Annotated in this window: 21 protein-coding genes; 13 read left to right on the forward strand and 8 right to left on the reverse strand. The window is 73.4% G+C overall.

The window, feature by feature from the left end:
* Positions 1 to 115: 115 nt before the first annotated feature.
* Positions 116 to 1,372 (reverse strand): MFS transporter, encoded by a 1,257-nt coding sequence (locus tag ABD086_RS18700; RefSeq protein ID WP_343909128.1) that lies wholly within the window; start codon positions 1,370 to 1,372, stop codon positions 116 to 118.
* 60 nt (positions 1,373 to 1,432) lie between these two features.
* On the opposite strand from ABD086_RS18700, the gene ABD086_RS18705 reads away from it, so the two are divergent.
* Both ABD086_RS18705 and ABD086_RS18710 read left to right on the forward strand, forming a co-directional pair.
* Positions 1,433 to 1,951 carry a MarR family winged helix-turn-helix transcriptional regulator gene (locus ABD086_RS18705; RefSeq protein ID WP_343909129.1) on the forward strand — a complete coding sequence of 173 codons (519 nt, stop codon included), beginning with the start codon at positions 1,433 to 1,435 and terminating at the stop codon, positions 1,949 to 1,951.
* 62 nt (positions 1,952 to 2,013) lie between these two features.
* The gene (locus ABD086_RS18710) at positions 2,014 to 3,264 is read left to right on the forward strand and encodes a S1C family serine protease (protein WP_343909130.1); all 1,251 of its coding nucleotides are present in this window, start codon (positions 2,014 to 2,016) and stop codon (positions 3,262 to 3,264) included.
* A 117-nt stretch (positions 3,265 to 3,381) separates the two neighbouring features.
* Here ABD086_RS18710 and ABD086_RS18715 read toward each other — a convergent pair whose 3' ends face one another.
* From ABD086_RS18715 to ABD086_RS18730, 4 genes are all read right to left on the reverse strand, one after another.
* Positions 3,382 to 4,443 (reverse strand): GNAT family N-acetyltransferase, encoded by a 1,062-nt coding sequence (locus tag ABD086_RS18715; RefSeq protein ID WP_343909131.1) that lies wholly within the window; start codon positions 4,441 to 4,443, stop codon positions 3,382 to 3,384.
* Between the two features lie 5 nt (positions 4,444 to 4,448).
* The gene (locus ABD086_RS18720; RefSeq protein WP_343909132.1) at positions 4,449 to 6,134 is read right to left on the reverse strand and encodes an ABC-F family ATP-binding cassette domain-containing protein; all 1,686 of its coding nucleotides are present in this window, start codon (positions 6,132 to 6,134) and stop codon (positions 4,449 to 4,451) included.
* 203 nt (positions 6,135 to 6,337) lie between these two features.
* Complete coding sequence (gene mgrA / locus ABD086_RS18725; RefSeq protein ID WP_343909133.1) at positions 6,338 to 7,396, reverse strand: L-glyceraldehyde 3-phosphate reductase; 1,059 nt, start codon at positions 7,394 to 7,396, stop codon at positions 6,338 to 6,340.
* 22 nt (positions 7,397 to 7,418) lie between these two features.
* A complete protein-coding gene (locus ABD086_RS18730) occupies positions 7,419 to 8,003 on the reverse strand; it encodes a TetR/AcrR family transcriptional regulator (RefSeq protein WP_343909134.1) in 585 nt (194 codons plus the stop codon).
* 65 nt (positions 8,004 to 8,068) lie between these two features.
* Between ABD086_RS18730 and ABD086_RS18735 the strand changes: the two genes are divergently transcribed.
* The 11 genes from ABD086_RS18735 to ABD086_RS18785 all read left to right on the forward strand — a co-directional run bounded on the left by ABD086_RS18735 (position 8,069) and on the right by ABD086_RS18785 (position 18,014).
* On the forward strand, positions 8,069 to 8,821 hold the full coding sequence (locus ABD086_RS18735) for an SDR family oxidoreductase (RefSeq protein ID WP_343909135.1): 753 nt from the start codon (positions 8,069 to 8,071) through the stop codon (positions 8,819 to 8,821).
* Positions 8,821 to 9,609 carry an SDR family NAD(P)-dependent oxidoreductase gene (locus ABD086_RS18740; protein ID WP_343909136.1) on the forward strand — a complete coding sequence of 263 codons (789 nt, stop codon included), beginning with the start codon at positions 8,821 to 8,823 and terminating at the stop codon, positions 9,607 to 9,609. The genes ABD086_RS18735 and ABD086_RS18740 overlap by 1 nt, the downstream gene beginning before the upstream one ends.
* On the forward strand, positions 9,606 to 10,649 hold the full coding sequence (locus tag ABD086_RS18745) for a phosphotransferase family protein (RefSeq protein WP_343909137.1): 1,044 nt from the start codon (positions 9,606 to 9,608) through the stop codon (positions 10,647 to 10,649). Before ABD086_RS18740 ends, ABD086_RS18745 begins: the two co-directional genes overlap by 4 nt.
* Before the next feature lies 1 nt (position 10,650).
* Positions 10,651 to 11,889 (forward strand): acyl-CoA dehydrogenase family protein, encoded by a 1,239-nt coding sequence (locus ABD086_RS18750; RefSeq protein WP_343909138.1) that lies wholly within the window; start codon positions 10,651 to 10,653, stop codon positions 11,887 to 11,889.
* Positions 11,882 to 12,781, forward strand: a complete 900-nt coding sequence (locus ABD086_RS18755; protein ID WP_343909139.1) for an acyl-CoA dehydrogenase family protein — start codon at positions 11,882 to 11,884, stop codon at positions 12,779 to 12,781. Before ABD086_RS18750 ends, ABD086_RS18755 begins: the two co-directional genes overlap by 8 nt.
* On the forward strand, positions 12,694 to 13,059 hold the full coding sequence (locus ABD086_RS18760; protein WP_343909215.1) for an acyl-CoA dehydrogenase family protein: 366 nt from the start codon (positions 12,694 to 12,696) through the stop codon (positions 13,057 to 13,059). The genes ABD086_RS18755 and ABD086_RS18760 overlap by 88 nt, the downstream gene beginning before the upstream one ends.
* Before the next feature lie 49 nt (positions 13,060 to 13,108).
* A complete protein-coding gene (locus ABD086_RS18765; protein WP_343909140.1) occupies positions 13,109 to 14,188 on the forward strand; it encodes an acyl-CoA dehydrogenase family protein in 1,080 nt (359 codons plus the stop codon).
* A 7-nt stretch (positions 14,189 to 14,195) separates the two neighbouring features.
* Positions 14,196 to 15,347, forward strand: coding sequence for an acyl-CoA dehydrogenase family protein (locus ABD086_RS18770; RefSeq protein ID WP_343909141.1), 1,152 nt, complete (start codon positions 14,196 to 14,198; stop codon positions 15,345 to 15,347).
* 24 nt (positions 15,348 to 15,371) lie between these two features.
* Positions 15,372 to 16,313, forward strand: coding sequence for an alpha/beta hydrolase (locus tag ABD086_RS18775; RefSeq protein ID WP_343909142.1), 942 nt, complete (start codon positions 15,372 to 15,374; stop codon positions 16,311 to 16,313).
* A gap of 166 nt (positions 16,314 to 16,479) precedes the next feature.
* A complete protein-coding gene (locus ABD086_RS18780; protein ID WP_343909143.1) occupies positions 16,480 to 16,881 on the forward strand; it encodes a YciI family protein in 402 nt (133 codons plus the stop codon).
* On the forward strand, positions 16,881 to 18,014 hold the full coding sequence (locus ABD086_RS18785; RefSeq protein ID WP_343909144.1) for an RNA polymerase sigma factor: 1,134 nt from the start codon (positions 16,881 to 16,883) through the stop codon (positions 18,012 to 18,014). Before ABD086_RS18780 ends, ABD086_RS18785 begins: the two co-directional genes overlap by 1 nt.
* Here the strand turns inward: ABD086_RS18785 and ABD086_RS18790 are convergent.
* From ABD086_RS18790 to truA, 3 genes are read right to left on the reverse strand one after another with little or no spacing between them, the layout of a single operon-like run.
* Positions 17,980 to 18,234 carry a hypothetical protein gene (locus ABD086_RS18790; protein WP_343909145.1) on the reverse strand — a complete coding sequence of 85 codons (255 nt, stop codon included), beginning with the start codon at positions 18,232 to 18,234 and terminating at the stop codon, positions 17,980 to 17,982. The genes ABD086_RS18785 and ABD086_RS18790 overlap by 35 nt on opposite strands.
* A complete protein-coding gene (locus ABD086_RS18795) occupies positions 18,227 to 18,829 on the reverse strand; it encodes a class I SAM-dependent methyltransferase (protein ID WP_343909146.1) in 603 nt (200 codons plus the stop codon). Before ABD086_RS18795 ends, ABD086_RS18790 begins: the two co-directional genes overlap by 8 nt.
* A complete protein-coding gene (gene truA, locus ABD086_RS18800) occupies positions 18,826 to 19,623 on the reverse strand; it encodes a tRNA pseudouridine(38-40) synthase TruA (protein WP_343909147.1) in 798 nt (265 codons plus the stop codon). Before truA ends, ABD086_RS18795 begins: the two co-directional genes overlap by 4 nt.
* Positions 19,624 to 19,633 lie beyond the last annotated feature (10 nt).

A 19,633-nucleotide genomic window follows, 5' to 3' on the forward strand; every position in this document is an offset into this window, starting at 1 on the left:
TGTGCTCATCACGGCACGCTCACATCACCCACACATCCAGCAGAAGAGCCGAAACTTCGGCCGACAAGTGCAGGGATTGCCCCGCCGGTGTGACGGGCGTGGCGGGAGTGACCGGCTACCCGGCCGGGCTCGGGTCCGGAGCGGCGACGGCGCGCTCGAGGCGGCGTACGTCGGGGGCGAGCAGCGCCAGCAGCGCGGACCCGCCCATCACCAGGCCGATCACCACCAGCCACCGGTCGAAGCCGACCGCCGCGGCGACCGGCCCGGTCAGCACCAGGCCGAGCGGCCGGGCCACGAACGAGCCCACCAGGTCGAACGAGTAGACGCGCGCGAGCTTGTCCTCGGGGATGTTCTGCTGGATCGACACCTGCCACTGCACGTCGAAGACCTGCAGCCCGAAGCCGTGCAGGAACGCGCCGACCAGGATCGGCAGCAGGTGGTCGCTGAGCGCCATCGCGATCGGGAACGCCGCGGTGAGCGAGAGCAGCGCGGTCCCGACGAACAGGCTGCGTCGCGGCTCCCAGCGCAGGCAGACCAGGCCACCGACCACGAACCCGGCCATCAGGGTGCCGAGCGCGAGCCCCCACGACGACCGGCCGAACTGGTCGCCGACCACGATCGGCCCGAGCACCGACTGAGCACCGCTGTAGACGAGGTGGTACAGCAGCGCCTGCCCGATCAGTAGCACCAGCCAGGTGTGCCGCATGACCTCGCGGAACCCGTCGCCGAGGTCGGCGAGGAAGGTCGGGCGCGCTCCCTCGGGACGGGTGTGCGGCACGTCGAGACGTGAGAAGCAGTACGCCGCGATCGCGAACGTCGCCGCGTCCACGCCGATCGCCCAGCCGGAGCCGACGGCCGCGACCAGGACGCCGCCGAGGGCGAAGCCGACCACGCCGGCGCTCGTCTGCAGCAGGGCCCGCTGGGCGACCGCCCGGGCGACCAGGGCGGCCGGGACCGTCATCCGGGTGAGCGCCGCCGACGACGGCTGGCTGAGCGCCCCCAGGGAGCCGTTGACCATCCCGATCACCGCGAGCATCGGGATCGTCGCCCACCCCCCGACCAGGAGCACGGCGACCGCGGCCTGGGCGACCGCGCACGCCGCGGCCGAGCCCTCGAGCATGAGCTGCCGGGGCACCCGGTCGCCGAGCACGCCGCCGAACAGGACCGTGACCACGTCGGCCAGCGCGTACAGCGCCACCACGAGCCCGAGGTCCGAGGCCGATCCCCCGAGGTCGAGGACCGCGAATGCCAGCGCCACCGGCGTGATGGTGTTGCCGAGGGCACTGGTCGTCGTACCGGCGACGAGCAGCCGGAAGTTGCGGTGCCGCAGCGGCCGGTCGGGCCCGGCCTCGGCGGTGGGGGTGGCACTCACGGCTCCATGCTCATTCGCTGGCGAACTATTCGTCAACGAAATTACTTCTAGGATGCGGGCATGACGCGGGACGACCCTGCCGAGGACTGGGCCGATCGGCACGTCGCGCGGTGGCGTGACCACTGGATCGACGTCCACTTCGAGGACGACGTGGAGGCGATCGTGGTCCGCATCGGCCGCCTGGCCAAGCACTTCCGCACGGTGAAGCAGGATGCGCTGATCGAGACCGGCCTGCAGGACTTCGAGTACGACACCCTGCACCTGCTGATGATCCGCGACACCCCGGGTCAGGCCAGCCCGTCGGCCCTCGCCGCGGACCTCGAGATCAGCAACGCCGGCATGACGGGGCGGCTGGACGCCCTGGAGAAGAACGGCTGGATCCAGCGCCGCGCCTCGGCCGACGACCGGCGCCGGGTCGACGTGGAGGTGACCCGCGCGGGTGTCGCCATCTGGCGCCGGGCCATGCAGCTGCGCGGCGCGGGCGAGGACGAGGTGGTGCACGTGCTGTCCGCCGAGGAGCGCGCCACGCTGGCCGCGCTGCTCAAGAAGATGACGCTCAGCGTGGAGGCCGGCGAGTAGTTCTTCGAGGCCGCCCAGCGCGATCTCAGCGTGGTCACAGGCTGGCCGCCCATGGTTGAGACATGAACGACCAGCCCACCACGCCTCCTCCGGGCCACCACCCCTACTTCCCGCACCCCGCCCCCCAGGGCCCGCCCCCCGAGGGGCCCCCTGCGATGACCCAGACGGCGCCGCTGCCCGTCGGTCGTCGGCCGCGGCGTGCGGGACTGGCGACGGCGGTCCTCGCGACCGCGGTCGTCGTGGGTGGTGCGGCGGGTGTCGGCGGCGCCGCCGCCTGGAGCGCGCTCGACGGCAACGGAACCTCGAGCGCGGGCGGCGCCGGCACCCCCACCACCTCGCAGGTCGTGGACACCCCGGACTCCCCCGCCCCCCAGGGGTCCGTGGAGGCCGTGGCCGCGAAGGTGCTGCCGTCGGTCGTCAAGATCGACGTCTCCGGCGCCCAGGGCTCCGGATCCGGGTCGGGCATCATCCTGAGCTCGGACGGCGAGATCCTCACCAACAACCACGTGGTCGAGGTGGCCGGCAACGGCGGCTCGATCGTGGTCGAGTTCAACGACGGCACCGACGCCAAGGCCCAGGTGCTCGGCACCGACCCGCTCACCGACACCGCGGTCATCAAGGCCGAGGGGGTCTCCGGGCTGACGCCGGCGACCATCGGCAAGTCGTCCGACCTCAAGGTCGGCCAGAGCGTCGTCGCGATCGGCTCGCCGTTCGGCCTCGACTCCACGGTCACCAGCGGCATCGTGAGCGCGCTGGACCGCCCGGTGAACGTGGGCACCGACAGCCAGAACAACGCCACGACGTACCCCGCCATCCAGACGGACGCGGCGATCAACCCCGGCAACAGCGGCGGCGCGCTCGTCGACCTCGACGGCAACGTCGTCGGGATCAACGCCTCGATCCGCACCGCCGGTGCGGTGGAGGGCGAGGCCGGCTCGATCGGCCTCGGGTTCGCCATCCCGATGGACGAGGTGATGCCGGTCGTCGACCAGATGGCCAAGGGCGAGACCCCGACCCACGCCCGCCTCGGCATCCAGGTCTCCGACGCGGCCAGCGGCGAGGGCGCCCAGATCACCGACGGCGCCGAGGTGCAGGACGTGACCGCCGGCTCGACGGCCGACGACGCCGGCCTGGCCAAGGGCGACGTGATCACCAAGGTCGACGACCACGTGATCTCCAGCGCCGACTCGCTGGTCGCGACGATCCGGTCCTACCGGCCCGGCGACCAGGTGACCGTGACGTACCTCCACGACGGCAACTCGAAGACCGTCACCCTCACGCTCGACTCGGACGCCCAGACGTCCAACTCCTAGAAGGAACGAGCGCCCCAGGCTCTTCTCTCCTCCGAGAAGGGAACCGGGCCCCACCGGCTGCAGGTCCGTCTCCCGTCAGCCGGTGGGGCCCTCTCCGTCCGCGCGACACGTCGGGTTTCACCGGCTGACCGGGGACCGGCCTTCCGGTCCTCGCGAGCTCGGACCGGACGTGCGCATCTGGAACTCGCCCAGCCGCGCGACCGGGGCGAAGCCGATGCGGTCGTTGACCTCGATCATGTGCGTGTTCGACTCGGCGTTGTACGTCGAGACCACCTCGATGTCCGGGCGCTCCGCCTGGAGCAGCCGCAGGTTCGCGACCTTGACCGCGAGCCCGAGGCGGCGGCCGCGGGCCGCGCGGTCGACGAGCGTGCCGAACTGCCAGGCCCTCCCCGGCTCGTGCACGGTCGTCACCAGGTCGGTGTAGGCCACCGGCACCCCGCCGGGGTCGAGCGCGAGGGTGTTGTACTTCGTCCGGCCCTGCCGGGCGAGCACCTCCTCGTTCTCCCGGATGACCGACGCGTCCCGGCACTCGGGCTCGACGTCCAGGTCACCGGTCGGCGCCTCGGTGATGACCAGCGAGGACAGCCGCGCCCAGCCGTCCAGCAGCTCGTCGGGGACCGGCCCGGCCCACGAGCGCAGCTCGTGCCCGCCGTGGCGCAACGCCGCCTCCGCCGCGAGCTCGTCGAGGACCGCGTCCGGCACGGGCAGCCGGAGCACCCGCTTGACGTCGCCCAGGGCCAGGTCGAAGCCGGTACGCCGCGCGAACTCCCGGCCCGGTTCACCGGCGCCGTCGGGACCGGCGGCGTACGGCCAGGAGGACTCGGCGACCAGCACGGTCCGCCCGCGATCGCGAGCGACGACCTCGAGGTGGGCGAGCATCGCGGTGCCGTGGCCGCGCCGGCGCGCGGCGGGCACGGTGTGGACCAGCAGCTCGGCGCGGTCGGTGTTGTCGAGCAGGGGCGTCATCACCATCCCGGTGGCCACCACGTGCCCGGACACCAGGCCGGCGTACAGCGCGAGCCACCGGCTGCTGCCCGGGTTCTGCGCGATCGCCCGGAACTCCTCGAGCTGCCAGGGCGAGGCCACCCCCTCACCGGAAGCCAGCTCCGCCTGGAAGTAGGCGCCGTGCCAGGCGTCGAACGCGTCCCGGTCGAACGGGTCGACCGGGACGATCTCCATCGACGTCATCGGACCCGCTGCACCCGGCCCTCGTCCCACACGGGGCCGTCGGACTCGTAGACCTCGCCGTCGGCGCCGTAGACCAGGAACCGGTCGAAGCCGCGCGCGAACCACCGGTCGTGCGTGACCGCGAGGACCGTGCCCTCGAACGCCTCGAGCCCGTCCTCGAGCGCCTCGGCGGACTGCACGTCGAGGTTGTCGGTCGGCTCGTCGAGCAGCAGCAGCGTCGCTCCGGACAGCTCGAGCAGCAGGATCTGGAACCGGGCCTGCTGCCCGCCGCTGAGCGACTCGAACCGCTGCTCCGCCTGGGCGCTCAGCTCGTAGCGGTCCAGCACCCGGCTGGCCTGCTCCCGGCCCATCCCGTCGCGGCGCTCGTCGCCGCGGTGCAGGATCTCCAGCAGCGTCCGGCCCATCAGCTCGGGGTGCTCGTGGGTCTGCACGAACCACCCCGGCCGCACCCGCGCACCGAGGCGCGCCATCCCCCGGTGCTGGACCGGCTCGATGACGACGTCACCGACCGGCTCGTGCTCCTTGTCCGGCCGGGTGCCGCCCGCGGCCAGCAGGCGCAGGAAGTGCGACTTGCCCGAGCCGTTGGAGCCGAGCACCGCCACGCGCTCGCCGTACCAGACCTCGAGGTCGAAGGGCCGCATCAGCCCGGTGAGCTCGAGGCGCTCGCAGACGACCGCGCGCTTGCCGGTGCGGCCGCCCTTGAGCCGCATCTGCACCTGCTGCTCGCGCGGCTGCTCGGTCGGCGGGCCGGCCTCCTCGAACTTCCGGAGCCGGGTCTGCGCCGCCTGGTAGCGGCTGGCCATGCCGTCGTTGTACGCCGCCTTCTGCTTGTACATCAGCATCTGGGCGCGGAGCTTGGCGTGCTCCTCGTCCCAGCGCCTGCGCAGCTCCTCGAAGCGCTCGAACCGCGCGCGGCGCGCCTCGTGGTAGGACGCGAAGCCGCCCGGGTGGGTCCAGACCTTGTTGCCTGCGCTCCCGAGCTCGACCGTCACCACCCGGGTGGCGGTGTTGTCGAGCAGCTCGCGGTCGTGGCTGATCATCAGGACCGTCTTGTCCGACTCGCGGATCCGCTCCTCCAGCCAGATCTTGCCGGGCACGTCCAGGTAGTTGTCCGGCTCGTCGAGCAGCAGCACCTGGTCGGGGCCGCGCAGCAGGAACTCCAGCACCAGCCGCTTCTGCTCACCGCCCGAGAGCGTGCGCAGCTCGCGGTACTTGGCGCGATCGTAGGGCAGGCCGATCGCGGCGGTCGTGCACACGTCCCAGGTGACCTCGAGGTCGTAGCCGCCGGCGTCGGCGTACTCGGCCAGCGCCGTGGCGTACCGCATCTGGGTCTTCTCGTCGTCGGTCTCCATCAGCGCGAGCTCGCAGGCGTCGACCTCGTGGGCGGCGGCGCGGACCCGGGGCGGGGACACGCTGAGCAGCAGGTCCGCGACGGTCGGGTTCTCGCCGAGGCCGGCCCCGACCGCCTGGCGCATCACGCCGAGCCCGCCGGACCGGGTCACGACGCCGGCGTGCGGCTGGAGGTCGCCGGTGATGATCCGCAGCAGCGTCGTCTTGCCGGCGCCGTTCGCGCCCACGAGCGCGACCTTCGCGCCCTCGCCGACCCGGAACGACACGTCGTCCAGCAGCACTCTCCCGTCGGGGAGCTCATAGCGCACCCCGGCCACGTCCACGTGTCCCACGGGCGACCATTGTCCGCGACCGGCGGCGGTCCGGCACCCGGTTATCGGTGCCTGGGCCGGCCGCGCGGTCCCGCCGAGTCGGCGCCAGTGCGGCCCCGCAGACCGCCGACTCGGCGCCAATGCAGGTCAGGCACCTGCAGTGGCGCCGACTCGAGCGACTCTCCGCCTGCAGTAGCGCCGACTCGGCGTGGGGTCGGTGCGGGCTACTCCTCGGTCTGCTTCGCCCAGAGGTTGATCCCGGCCTCCACCGCGTGCTGGTCGATCCGGCGCAGCTCCTCCTCGGTGAGCGCCGGGAAGGACAGCGCGTCGAGGTTGGCGTCGAGCTGCTCGACCGAGCTGGCGCCGATCAGCGCCGACGTCACCCGGCGGTCGCGGACCGCCCACTGCAGCGCGAGCTGCGCCAGCGTCTGGCCGCGCTCCTGCGCGATCTCGTTGAGCTGGCGGACGTGCTTGAGCGTCGCGTCGTCGAGGTGGTCGCCCGGCAGCGTCGACTGGTGCCGCGCGGCGCGCGAGTCCTCGGGCACGCCGTCGAGGTAGCGGTCGGTGAGCAGCCCCTGGGCCAGTGGGCTGAAGACGATGCAGCCCATGCCCTGCTGCTCGAGCTCGTCGAGCAGGCTCTGCCCACCGCGGGGGTCCTCGATCCAGCGGTTGAGCATCGAGTACGACGGCTGGTGGATCAGCAGCGGCGTGCCGAGCTCGCGCGCGATCGACGCCGCCTCGTTCGTCTTCGCGGCGGAGTACGACGAGATGCCGGCGTACAGCGCCTTGCCCTGCCGGACCGCGTGGTCGAGCGCCATCATCGTCTCCTCGATGGGCGTCTCCGGGTCGAACCGGTGGCTGTAGAAGATGTCCACGTAGTCGAGCCCGAGCCGGCCCAGCGACTGGTCGAGCGACGCGAGCACGTACTTGCGCGAGCCGCCGCCTTGGCCGTACGGACCGGGCCACATGTCCCAGCCGGCCTTGGTCGAGATGACCAGCTCGTCGCGCAGGCCCGCGAAGTCGTCGCGCAGGTACCGCCCGAAGTTCTCCTCGGCGCGACCGTACGGCGGGCCGTAGTTGTTCGCCAGGTCGAAGTGGGTCACGCCGCGGTCGAACGCCCGGCGCAGGATCGCGCGCTGGGTCTCCTCGGGACGGTCGGTGCCGAAGTTCTGCCACAGTCCGAGCGAGATCACCGGCAGCTGGAGCCCGCTGCGCCCGGTGAACCGGTACTGCATCCCGGTCGCGTCCGTGTCATACCTGTTCTCCGCCGGCTGGTAGGTCATGGCCCCGATGTTGCCAGTCCGCTCAGGCTCCAAGCATGCGCAGGGCCAGCAGCCGGTAGTGGGCCGCGACCTCGTCCGGGGTCCAGCGGCCCTCGTCGCGGTACCAGCGCGCCACGTCGATGCCGAGGGACAGGATCGCCAGCGAGGTCATGTGCGGGTCGGGGGTGCTGAAGACGCCGGACGCCACCCCGCGCTCGACGACGCCGCGCAGGACCAGGTCGATCTCGTGGCGCACGGCGAGGATCTCGGCCCGGTGCTCCTCGCTGAGCGCCGCGAGCTCGTAGTTGATGACCCGGGCCCCGGTGTGCGCCACGGCGTGGTCGCGGACGAAGTCCTCGACCAGGTCGCCGAGCTGGGTGACCGGGTCGTCCGACCGCGCCACCGAGGCCCGCACGAGCTCGAGCACCCGGAGGTGCCCGGCGTGGGCGAGCTCGAAGAGCAGGCCCTCCTTCGACCGGTGGTGCACGTAGAGCGCGGCCGGGCTCATGCCCGCGGCGGTGGAGATGTCGCGGGTCGTGGTGCCGTGGAAGCCGCGGGCCGCGAACGCGTCGACGGCGGCCCGCGCGAGGCGGGTCCGAGCGTCGGCCGGGGGGCTGGACGCGGTCATGTCGAGCATGCTAAGCAAGCGCTTAGTCACACCGCAAGCACCGAGCCGAGCAGCAGGAGGAGCACGTGCAGGGACTGGCCGGCAAGGTCGCCGTCGTCACCGGAGCCAGCCGCGGGATCGGGCTCGGCGTCGCCCAGCGCCTCGTCGAGGAGGGCGGGCGGGTCTGCATCACCGCACGCAAGCCCGAGGCCCTCGAGGAGGCGGTCACCGCGCTCGGCGGGCCGCGGCACGCGATCGGCGTCGCGGGCAAGGCCGACGACCCCGAGCACCAGCAGGACGCGGTCGAGCAGACGATCGCCGCGTTCGGCAGTGTCGACCTCCTGGTCAACAACGCCGGCATCAACCCCGTCGCCGGCCCGCTCATCGACTTCGACCTGGCCGCCGCCCGCAAGACGGTCGAGGTCAACGCGCTCGGCGCGCTCGCGTGGACGCAGGCGGCCTACCGCGGCTGGATGAAGGACCACGGCGGCGCGGTCGTCAACATCTCCTCGGTCTCCGGCGTGCGCCCCGCGCCGATGATCGGCATGTACGGCGCCTCCAAGGCGATGCTGACCAGCCTGACCGAGACCCTCGCGGTCGAGCTCGGCCCCTCGATCCGCGTCAACGCGGTCGCGCCCGCGATCGTGAAGACCGCGTTCGCGACACCGCTCTACGAGGGCCGCGAGGACGAGGTCGCGGCGCACTACCCGCTGCGCCGGCTCGGCGTCCCCGAGGACGTCGCGGGCGCGGTCGCGTTCCTGCTCTCCGACGACGCCGCGTGGGTGACCGGCCAGACCGTCACCCTGGACGGCGGCGTGACCCTCACCGGCGGCGCCTGATGGGTGCGCTCACCGGCCAGGGCGTGGTGGTCACCGGCGCGGGCCGCGGCATCGGCCGGGCCCTCGCCGTCCGCGCCGCGCAGGAGGGCGCCCGGGTCGTGGTCAACGACCTCGACGCGGCCACCGCGCAGGCGGTCGCCGACGAGATCGGCGGCACCGCGGTCCCCGGTGACGTGACCGCTCCCGACGCGATGATCGACGCGGCCACCGAGGCGCTCGGCCGGGTGGACGTCTTCTTCGCCAACGCCGGGATCGACGGCGCGGGCGGACCCGACAGCCTCCAGGCGCCCGACGACGTCTGGGACCGGGTGCTGGACGTCAACGTGATGGCGCACGTCCGCGCCGCCCGCGTGCTGGTCCCCCGCTGGCTCGCGGACGGCGCCGGCGGGCGGTTCGTCGTGACCGCCTCGGCGGCCGGGCTGCTGACCATGATCGGCAGCGCGCCGTACTCCGTCACCAAGCACGCGGCCGTCGGCTTCGCCGAATGGCTCTCGGTGACGTACGGCGCGCGCGGGGTCGACGTGCACGCGATCTGCCCGCAGGGCGTGCGGACGCAGATGCTCGAGGAGGCGGGCGGCCTGCAGGCGCTGCTCTCGCGTGACTCCGCGCTCGAGCCGGAGCAGGTTGCCGACGCGACGGTCGCCGCGATCGAGGAGGGCCGGTTCCTGGTGCTCCCGCACCCGGAGGTCGCGGGCTACTACGCCGCGCGCGCCACCGACACGGACAGGTGGCTGGCCGGCATGCGCCGGCTCCAGCAGAAGGTCGACGAGGCAGGAGCACTGGGTTGAGCGAGGACACTCCCGGACTGGACCTCGCGGCCTTCCGCCGGTGGTACGACGAGCAGCGGCCGGGCGAGATCGCCGGCGAGCTGTCCGGCCGGGTGATCGCCGGCGGCCGGTCGAACCTCACCTACGAGGTCACCGACGGCGCCGCCTGGTGGATCGTCCGGCGCCCGCCGCTCGGGCACGTGCAGGCGACCGCCCACGACATGGGCCGCGAGTACACCGCGATGACCGCGCTGCGCGACACCGACGTCCCGGTGCCGACGACCTACGCGCACTGCGCCGACCCGGACGTCCTCGGCGCCCCGTTCTACGTGATGGAGCGCGTCGAGGGCACGGCGTACCGCTCCGCGGAGCAGCTCGCCGCGCTCGGACCCGAGCGCACGGCGAGCATCGCCGGCGAGATGGTCGACGTGCTCGCGAAGCTGCACACCGTCGACCCCGCCGGCGTCGGCCTGGCGGAGTTCGGCCGCCCGGCCGGCTTCCTGGAGCGGCAGGTCCGCCGCTGGGGCCAGCAGCTCGAGGGCTCGAAGACCACCGACCGGCCGGACGCCGACGAGCTGCACCGGCGGCTCACCGCGCGGGTCGCCTCCGTCGAGACCGGGGACGACGGCAGCTGGGTCGGGATCGTGCACGGCGACTACCGGCTCGACAACCTGCTCACCGGCGCCGACGACCACGTCAAGGCCGTCGTCGACTGGGAGATGGCCACGCTCGGCGACGTCCGCACCGACCTCGCGCTGCTGCTCGTCTACGACCGGCTGTCGTCGCTGCCCGCGGCGGGGCTGGTGTCCGACGTCAGCAACGCCCCGGGCTACCCGACCGGCGAGGAGCACCTCGCGCGGTACGCCGCGGCGCGCGGCCGCGACCTCGGCGACATGGGGTTCCACCTGGGGCTCGCGTACTTCAAGCTCGCGGTGATCCTCGAGGGGATCCACTACCGCTTCCTCCAGGGCGCGACGGTCGGCGAGGGCTTCGACCGGATCGGCGCCGGCTTCGACCCGCTCATCAGCGCAGGGCTGGACGCCCTGGGAGAGGACGACTGACATGGACTTCACGTTCGACGCGCAGACACAGCAGCGGATCCAGACCCTCGAGAGCTTCCTGGCCGAGCGCATCGTGCCGTCGGAGCCGACGTTCCATGAGCAGCTGGCCGCCCAGGAGAACCGTTGGGAGTGGTCGACGGTCCCGGTGCTCAAGCAGCTCCAGCAGGAGGCCCGCGACCTCGGGCTGTGGAACGTCTTCCTGCCGAAGGAGCACGCCGACTCGCCCGGCCTCTCCAACCTGGAGTACGCGCCGCTCGCCGAGATCACCGGCCGCTCGATGCACCTCGCGCCCCCGGCGCTGAACTGCTCGGCCCCGGACACCGGCAACATGGAGGTGCTCTCGCTGTTCGGCTCCCCGGAGCAGAAGGAGCGCTGGCTGAAGCCGCTGCTGGCCGCCGAGATCCGCTCCGCCTTCGCGATGACCGAGCCGGACGTCGCCTCCTCCGATGCCACCAACATCGCCACCCGGATCGAGCGGGACGGCGACCACTACGTCCTCAACGGCCGCAAGTGGTGGATCACCGGCGCGATGAACCCGAACTGCGAGGTCCTCATCGTGATGGGCAAGACCGACCCCGACGCCTCGCGGCACCGGCAGCAGTCGATGATCCTCGTCCCCCGCGACACCCCGGGCCTGACCGTCAAGCGCGGCATGGAGGTCTTCGGGTACGACGACCACGAGCACGGCGGCCACGCGGAGCTGGTGTTCGAGGACGTGCGGGTGCCGGCGTCGAACCTGATCGGCGAGGAGGGCGCCGGCTTCGCGATCGCCCAGGCCCGGCTCGGCCCCGGCCGCATCCACCACTGCATGCGGTCCATCGGCGTCGCCGAGGCGGCCATCGACCTGATGTGCCGGCGGGCGACCGGCCGGGTGGCGTTCGGCCGCCCGATCGCCGCGCAGGGCGTGGTCCGCGACTGGATCGCCGAGTCCCGGGTGCGGATCGAGCAGCTGCGGCTGCTGGTGCTCAAGACCGCGTGGCTGATGGACACCGTCGGCAACCGCGGCGCGCACACCGAGATCCAGGCGATCAAGATCGCCACGCCCCAGACCGTGCAGTGGATCCTGGACAAGGCGATCCAGGTGCACGGCGCCGGCGGCCTGTCGCAGGACTTCCCGCTGGCGGCGGCGTACGCCGGCATCCGCACCCTGCGGTTCGCCGACGGCCCGGACGAGGTGCACAAGAACTCGCTGGCCAAGGCGGAGATCGCCCGGCACCTGACGGAGCCCGCGGATGGATGAGGCCCGGCTGCGCGAGCGGGTCGACGCGCTGCTCGCCGAGCACCCGCCCGCGTCGACCGACCGGATGGACTTCCTGCACGCCCGGTTCGACGCGGGGCTGGCGTGGGTGCACTTCCCCGAGGGCCTCGGCGGGCTGGGCCTGCCGCGGTCGCTGCAGCCGGTGGTCGAGAAGGCGCTCGCCGCCGCGGGCGCGCCCGACAACGACCCGCGCCGGATCGGCATCGGGCTGGGCATGGCCGCGCCGACGATCCTGGCCTTCGGCACCGACGAGCAGAAGCGGCGCTGGCTGCGGCCGCTGTGGTGCGGCGAGGAGGTGTGGTGCCAGCTGTTCTCCGAGCCCGGCGCCGGCTCCGACCTCGCGGGCCTCGCGACCCGCGCGGTGCTCGATGGTGACACCTGGGTCGTCAACGGCCAGAAGGTGTGGACCTCGTCCGCGCACCTCGCCGACCGGGCGATCCTGGTCGCCCGCACCGACCCCGACGTGCCCAAGCACGCGGGCCTGTCGTACTTCGTCCTCGACATGCACGACCCCGGGGTCGAGGTGCGGCCGCTGCGGCAGATCACCGGCGAGGCGGAGTTCAACGAGGTCTTCCTGACCGACGCGCGCATCTCCGACGGGGACCGGCTCGGCGCGGTCGGCGAGGGCTGGACGGTCGCCAGCGCGACGCTGTCCCACGAGCGGGTGGCGATCGGCGGTGCCGCGTTCCCCCGCGAGTTCGGGATGGTCACGAACGTCGCCCGCACTGGCGGGAGCGGCCCGAGCTGCGCACGCCCGAGACCCACCAGCGGCTGCTGCGCGGCTGGATCGACACGGAGGTCGCCCGGATCACCGCCACCCGGCTGGGGCAGAAGCTGGCCGCCGGCGTGCCCGGGCCCGAGGGCTCGGCGATGAAGCTGTCGTTCGCGAGGATCAACCAGGAGCTGTCCGCGCTCAAGGTGGACCTGCTCGGCGACGAGGGGCTGCGGTACGCCGACTGGACGATGCGCCGCCCGACGTTCGTCGACTTCTTCGGCCAGGACGCCGGGTTCCGCTACCTGCGGGCGAAGGGCAACTCCATCGAGGGCGGCACGTCGGAGGTGCTGCGCAACGTGGTCGCCGAGCGGATCCTCGGGCTGCCCACCGAGCACCGCGTCGACAAGGACGTCCCCTGGAAGGACCTGCCCCGATGACTCACCCCACGAAACCACTCGCTTCGCTCGCGCTTCCGCGGGGACCCCGATGACCACCTCTCCCGCCTCCGTCTCGCTGCTCGCGGACGACGTCGAGGAGGACCTCCGCGCCTCGGTGCGCCGGGCGATCGAGCGGCACGCGCCGACCGAGCGCGTCACCGCGATCTACGACGGCACCGACGAGGTGACCGCGCCGCTGTGGTCGGCGTTCGCCGGGCTCGGGCTGCCCGGCCTGCTGGTGCCGGAGTCGCTGGGCGGCGCCGGGGCGACCGCCCGCGAGGCCGCGGCGGTGCTGGAGGAGCTCGGCCGGGCGGCCGCGCCCTCGCCGTTCCTGACCTCGTCGGTGGTCGCGACGACCGCACTGGTCGCGCTCGGCGACACCGAGATCCTGCCGGCGCTCGCGTCGGGCGAGCAGACCGCGGCGCTGCTGGTGCGGCCGACCGCGCTCCGCCACGGGCCCGCGACCACCACCGCGGTGGGCCTGCCGGCCGACGTGCTGCTGGTCCCCGAGGGCGACGCGCTGTACGCGGTCCGCGGCGCGGCGACCGCGCCGGTCTCCTCCCTCGACATGACCCGGCCGCTCGCCGAGGTGTCGCTCGGCGGTGGCGAGCGGACGCTGGTCTCGGCGGACGCCGCCGCCGCGGTCGACCGGGCGCTGCTCACCGGCGCCGGGCTGCTCGCCGCCGAGCAGGTCGGGGTGGCCCGGTGGGCGCTGGAGACGACCGTGGCCTACCTGTCGGTGCGACGGCAGTTCGGCCGGGTCGTCGGCGGCTTCCAGGCGCTCAAGCACCGGCTCGCGGACCTGTACGCCGAGGTCGAGCAGGCCGACGCCGCCGCCCGGTACGCCGCGGCGTGCCTGGCGACCGACGACCCCGACGCACCCGTCGCCGTGCACGTCGCGGCCTCCTTCTGCGGCGAGGCCGCGACCCACGCCGCCGAGGAGGCGATCCAGCTGCACGGCGGTCTCGGCATGACCTGGGAGCACCCGGCCCACCTGCACCTGAAGCGGGCGAAGGCCGACGAGCTCCTCCTGGGCACGCCGGAGGCACACCGGGCCGCGCTCGCCGTACTCGTCGACCTCCCGCCTCCGGTGGTCGAGCCTGTCGAGACCCCCGCACCCGAAAGGTGACCTCGCCATGGACCTGACCCTGACCGAGGAGCAGCAGGCGTTCCGCGACCTGGCGCGCGACTTCCTGGACCGCGAGGCGCTTCCGCACCGCACGCAGTGGGACCGCGACGAGTCCGTCGACCTCGCGATCATCCCGAAGATGGCCGAGATCGGGTTCTTCGGGCTCACCATCCCCGAGGAGTACGGCGGCCTCGGCGGCGACTACCTCACCTACGTGCTCGGCATGGAGGAGCTCGGGCGCGCGGACTCCGCGCTGCGCGGGATCGTGTCGGTGTCGAACGGCCTGTTCGGCAAGTCAGTGCTGGGCTTCGGCACCGAGGAGCAGAAGCAGGAGTGGCTCCCCCAGATCGCCGCGGGCACGGCCCTGGGGTGCTTCGGGCTCACCGAGCCCGACACCGGCTCCGACGCCGGCAACCTGACCTCGCGGGCCCGCCGGGACGCCGACGACTACGTCCTGAACGGCCAGAAGCTCTTCATCACCAACGGCACCTGGGCGAAGGTCGCGCTGGTCTTCGCCCGGACGAGCGACGACGGCCCGCGCGGGGTCTCGGCGTTCCTCGTGCCGACCGACACCCCGGGCTTCGAGGCCCGTGAGGTGAAGGGCAAGCTCGGCCTGCGCGGGCAGGCGACCGCGGAGCTGTTCCTCTCCGACGTCCGGGTGCCCGCCTCTGCGCGGCTCGGCGAGGAGGGGCAGGGCTTCAGGATCGCGATGACCACCCTGGACAAGGGCCGGGTCTCGGTCGCCGCCGGCTGCGTGGGCATCGTGCAGGGCTGCCTGGAGTCCTCGGTCGCGTACGCGACCTCGCGCACCCAGTTCGGCAAGCCGCTCGCGGGGTTCCAGCTGGTGCAGGAGCTGATCTCGGACATGTCCGTCGACGCGGACGCCGCCCGGCTGCTGGTCTGGCGGTGCGCGGACCTGATCGACCGCGGCGAGCCGTTCGGCACCGCCGCCTCGAAGGCGAAGCTGTTCGCGTCCGAGGCCGCCGTACGCGCCGCCAACAACGCGATCCAGGTGTACGGCGGCGCCGGGTACGTCGACGAGCACCCCGCCGAGAAGTACCTCCGCGACGCCCGCGTGATGACCCTCTACGAGGGCACCAGCCAGATCCAGAAGCTGCTCATCGGCCGCGCCGAGACCGGCGTCAACGCCTTCGTCTGACCCTCGAACAACCAGGAGACACCCGTGCCGCTCGACCCCCAGCTCGCCGCCCTGCTCGAGATGATCGCCACCGCCGGAAACCCGCCGATGTCCCAGCAGACGCCGGAGGAGGCCCGCCGCGGCTTCCGGGCGCTCACCGTCGACCTGCGCGACCCGGCCTCGCTGCCCGCGGTGGCCTCGGTGGAGGAGACCACGGTGCGGGGTGGTGCCGGCCCCCGCCCGGCACGGGTCTACCGACCCGACCTCGCCGGCCCGCTGCCGACGATCGTGATGTTCCACGGCGGCGGCTTCGTGATCGGCGACCTGGACACGCACGAGCTGCAGGCGCGCACGCTCGCCACCGGCTGCGAGGCCGTGGTCGTGTCCGTCGACTACCGGCTCGCGCCGGAGCACCCCTTCCCGGCCGGCGTCGAGGACGCGATCGCCGCGACCCGCTGGGCGTCGGAGCACCTCGCGGAGCTGGGCGGCGGCGACCGCCTGGCGGTCGCGGGCGACAGCGCGGGTGCCAACCTGTCCGCCGTCGCGGCCCAGACGATGCGGGACGAGGGCGTCGCGCTCGCCGGCCAGCTGCTGATCTACCCGGTGACCGACGGGGGCGGGGCCGACCACCCGTCGCTGACGGAGAACGCCACGGGGTACTTCCTCGACCTCGACACCATGACGTGGTTCGACCACCAGTACGTCGGCCACCTGCCGGCCGTCGAGCGCACCGACCCGCGCCTGGCCCCCCGGCACGGCGACCTCACCGGCCTCGCCCCGGCCGTCGTGGTGGTCGCCGAGTTCGACCCGCTGCGCGACGACGGCCTCGCCTACGCCGCCGCACTCGCCGGCGCCGGCGTACCCGTCGAGGTGCGGACCTTCGACGGGCTCATCCACGGCTTCTTCGACATGGGCCCGCACTCCGCCGCCGCACACGCCGCCACCGACGAGACCACCGCGCTGTTCCGGAAGGTGCTGCACGGGTAGTCGGGAGGGGTAGTCCCTGACGCTTCTGCACTCTGGATCGCACCAGAACGACACTTTCGTCAGGGAGTACCCGGATTTCCTCCCCGCCGATGTCGAGGACCGTGTCGCGGCTCCGTCCCGGGCGCGTGCCACCACACTGGGGCACAGCGAACCGAGGAGGCCCACGATGAAGTACCTGCTGCTCAAGCACTACCGCGGCGCGAAGCCGATCGATTGCGCGCCGATGGACCAGTGGACGCCCGATGAGGTCGAGGCCCACCTCGCGTTCATGGGCCACGTCGCCGACCAGCTGCGCGAGCGGGGCGAGTTCGTCGACGCGCAGGCACTGTCTCCCGAGGGCACGTTCGTCCGCTTCGACGGGGAGGGTCGCCCGCCGGTCACCGACGGCCCGTTCGCGGAGACGAAGGACCTGATCGCCGGCTGGATGGTGATCGACGTCGACTCGGTCGAGCGCGCCCACGAGGCGGCCGCGTTCCTGTCGTCGGCGCCCGGCCCCGGGGGCGTCCCGATCCGGGAGTGGATCGAGGTGCGCCCGTTCCTGGAGCACCGCCACACCGACCCGGAGTGATGGACGCGCTGGTCCGGGACCTCGTGCCCCAGGTCCTCGGGGTCCTCGTCCGCCGCGGAGCCGACTTCGCGGCGGCCGAGGACGCCGTCCAGGAGGCGCTGGTCGAGGCGGTACGCCGCTGGCCGGACGACCCGCCCGACGACCCGAAGCCGTGGCTGATCACCGTCGCCTGGCGCAAGTTCCTCGACGCCACCCGGTCGGAGACCGCCCGGCGTACCCGCGAGGAGCGGGTGCACGACGAGCCGGCGCCCGGCCCCGCCGAGGAGCAGGACGACACCCTGCTCCTGCTGTTCCTGTGCTGCCACCCGGCACTGACCTCCGGGTCCGCGATCGCGCTCACCCTGCGCGCGGTCGGCGGGCTGACCACCGCGCAGATCGCGGAGGCCCACCTGGTGCCGGAGGCGACCATGGCCCAGCGGATCAGCCGCGCCAAGCGGACCGTCGCCGGGGCCGGCGTGGGGGCGCCGGGCGACCTGGGCCGGGTGCTGAAGGTGCTCTACCTGATCTTCAACGAGGGCTACACCGGCGACGTCGACCTCGCGGCGGAGGCGATCCGGCTGACCCGGATGCTCCGCGCGTCCAGCGACGAGCCGGAGGTCGCCGGCCTGCTCGCGCTGATGCTGCTGCACCACGCCCGGCGAGCGGCCCGCTGGTCGCCCGACGGCGCGCTGGTGCCGCTGGCCGAGCAGGACCGGTCGTTGTGGGACACCGCGCTGATCGCGGAGGGCGTGGACGTCCTCCAGGCGGCGCTCGCGCTGGACCGGCTCGGCGAGTACCAGTGCCAGGCCGCCATCGCCGCGCTCCACTGCGACGCGCGGTCGGCGGCCGAGACCGACTGGACGCAGGTCCTGGAGTGGTACGACGAGCTGCTGGCGCTCACCGACTCACCGGTGGTGGCGCTGAACCGGGCGGTCGCCGTGGGCGAGGCGGACGGCCCGCTCGCGGGCCTCCGCGCGCTGGAGACGGTGCCCGCCGGCGTACCGCGGCGGACCGCCGTGGAGGCGTGGCTGCACGAGCGCGCCGGCGACCTCACGATCGCGGCGGACCGCTACGCCGAGGCCGCCGCGCGGGCGACCAGCACCGCCGAGCGCGACCACCTCACCCGGCAAGCAGCGCGACTGCGCCACCCGTGACGAGGGCGCCCGCGAGCAGGCCGGTCCCGAACAGCCGCCAGTGCGGCGCCCCGGCGATCACCGCGGCGACCAGCCCCGCGAACACCAGCGTGACCGCGAGCGCGACGTCGGGGGCGCCGTACCACCAGATCCAGGAGAGCAGCAGCCCGGCGGCCACGCCGAGGGCGGCACCCGGCAGCCACCCGGGTCGCGGGTGGTCGGGGACGTTGAGGTCATGCATCGCGTCGGGTCTCCAGCACCCGGAACCCCTTGGCGCTCGCGAGCCGCTCGGTCGGCCAGCCCTGCTCCCCCAGCCACCGCTGGAGGGAGTCGGCGCCGAGGTTCTTGCCGACCACCATCACCAGGCGGCCGCCGGGGGCCAGCCGCGGCAGCCAGGTGAGCAGCAGCTCGTGCAGCGCCTGCTTGCCGATCCGGATCGGCGGGTTGGACCAGATCTCGTCGTACACGTCGCCGCTGGGCACCATCTCGGGGCGGCACGCGACGAAGCGCCCCTCCACACCCATCGCGCGGGCGTTCTCGTTCGCGAGCGCGATCGCGCGGTCGTTGACGTCCACGGCGGTGATCGTCGCCAGCGGTACGGCGGCCGCGATCGCCAGGCCGATCGCGCCGTACCCGCAGCCGAGGTCGAGGAACCGGCCCTGCACCGGCGGCTCGGTCTCGCGGAACAGCACCGCGGTCGCGTGGTCGAGGTGGCCGCGGCTGAAGACGCCGGACCCGCTCACCAGCGTGAGCCGGTGCCCCCACACCTCGCAGGTGAACGTCTCCCGCTCGAACGGCACGGAGGGGTCGGCGCTGAAGTAGTGCTCGTCGCTCATTCGGCCACTCGCTTCGCCCGCGTCTGGAGCGCCCGCGCCTCGAGCTCGTCGTCGGGCGGGTAGGCGACCTGCTCGAGCGTCAGCCCGTGCGCGTGCACGACGGCCACCGCCGGGTCCCGCACCGCCGCGGCCAGGACCTCGCCCGCCCACGCGACCGGCTTGCGGCCCTCGCCGACCGCGATCAGACAGCCGACCAGCGAGCGCACCATGCTGTGGCAGAACGCGTCCGCGCGCACGGTCGCAACCAGGACGCCACCGGCGTCGCGGGCCCAGGACAGCTCCTCCAGCGTGCGGATCGTGGTCGCGCCCTCGCGCTGCTTGCAGAACGACGCGAAGTCGTGGCGGCCGACCAGCAGCGCGGAGGCGGCGTTCATCGCGTCCTCGTCCAGCGGCCGCGGCCAGGCCAGCACGTGCGACCGGGTCAGCGGGTCCACCAGGTCCGGCAGGTCCGCGATCCGGTAGGCGTAGCGCCGCCAGAGCGCCCCGAAGCGCGCGTCGAAGGACGCCGGCACCTCGGCCGCGCGGTGGATCCGCACGTCGGCGGGGAGGATGCCGTTGAGCCGGCGCAGCAGCAGGTCCGGGGCCGGCGGCTCGTCGAGGTCGGCGTGCACGACCTGGCCGCGCGCGTGCACGCCGGCATCGGTGCGCCCGGCGCACACGACGTCGACCGACGGCACGCGCAGCAGCGTCGCCAGCGCGAGCGTCAGCTCGCCCTGCACCGTCCGCAGCCCGGGCTGCGCGGCCCAGCCGTGGAAGTCGGTGCCGTCGTAGGCGAGGTCGAGCCGGATGCGCACGACAGACGAT

Origin of the sequence: Nocardioides aquiterrae, from assembly GCF_039526625.1 — a bacterium.
Classification (GTDB): Bacteria; Actinomycetota; Actinomycetes; order Propionibacteriales; family Nocardioidaceae; genus Nocardioides; species Nocardioides aquiterrae.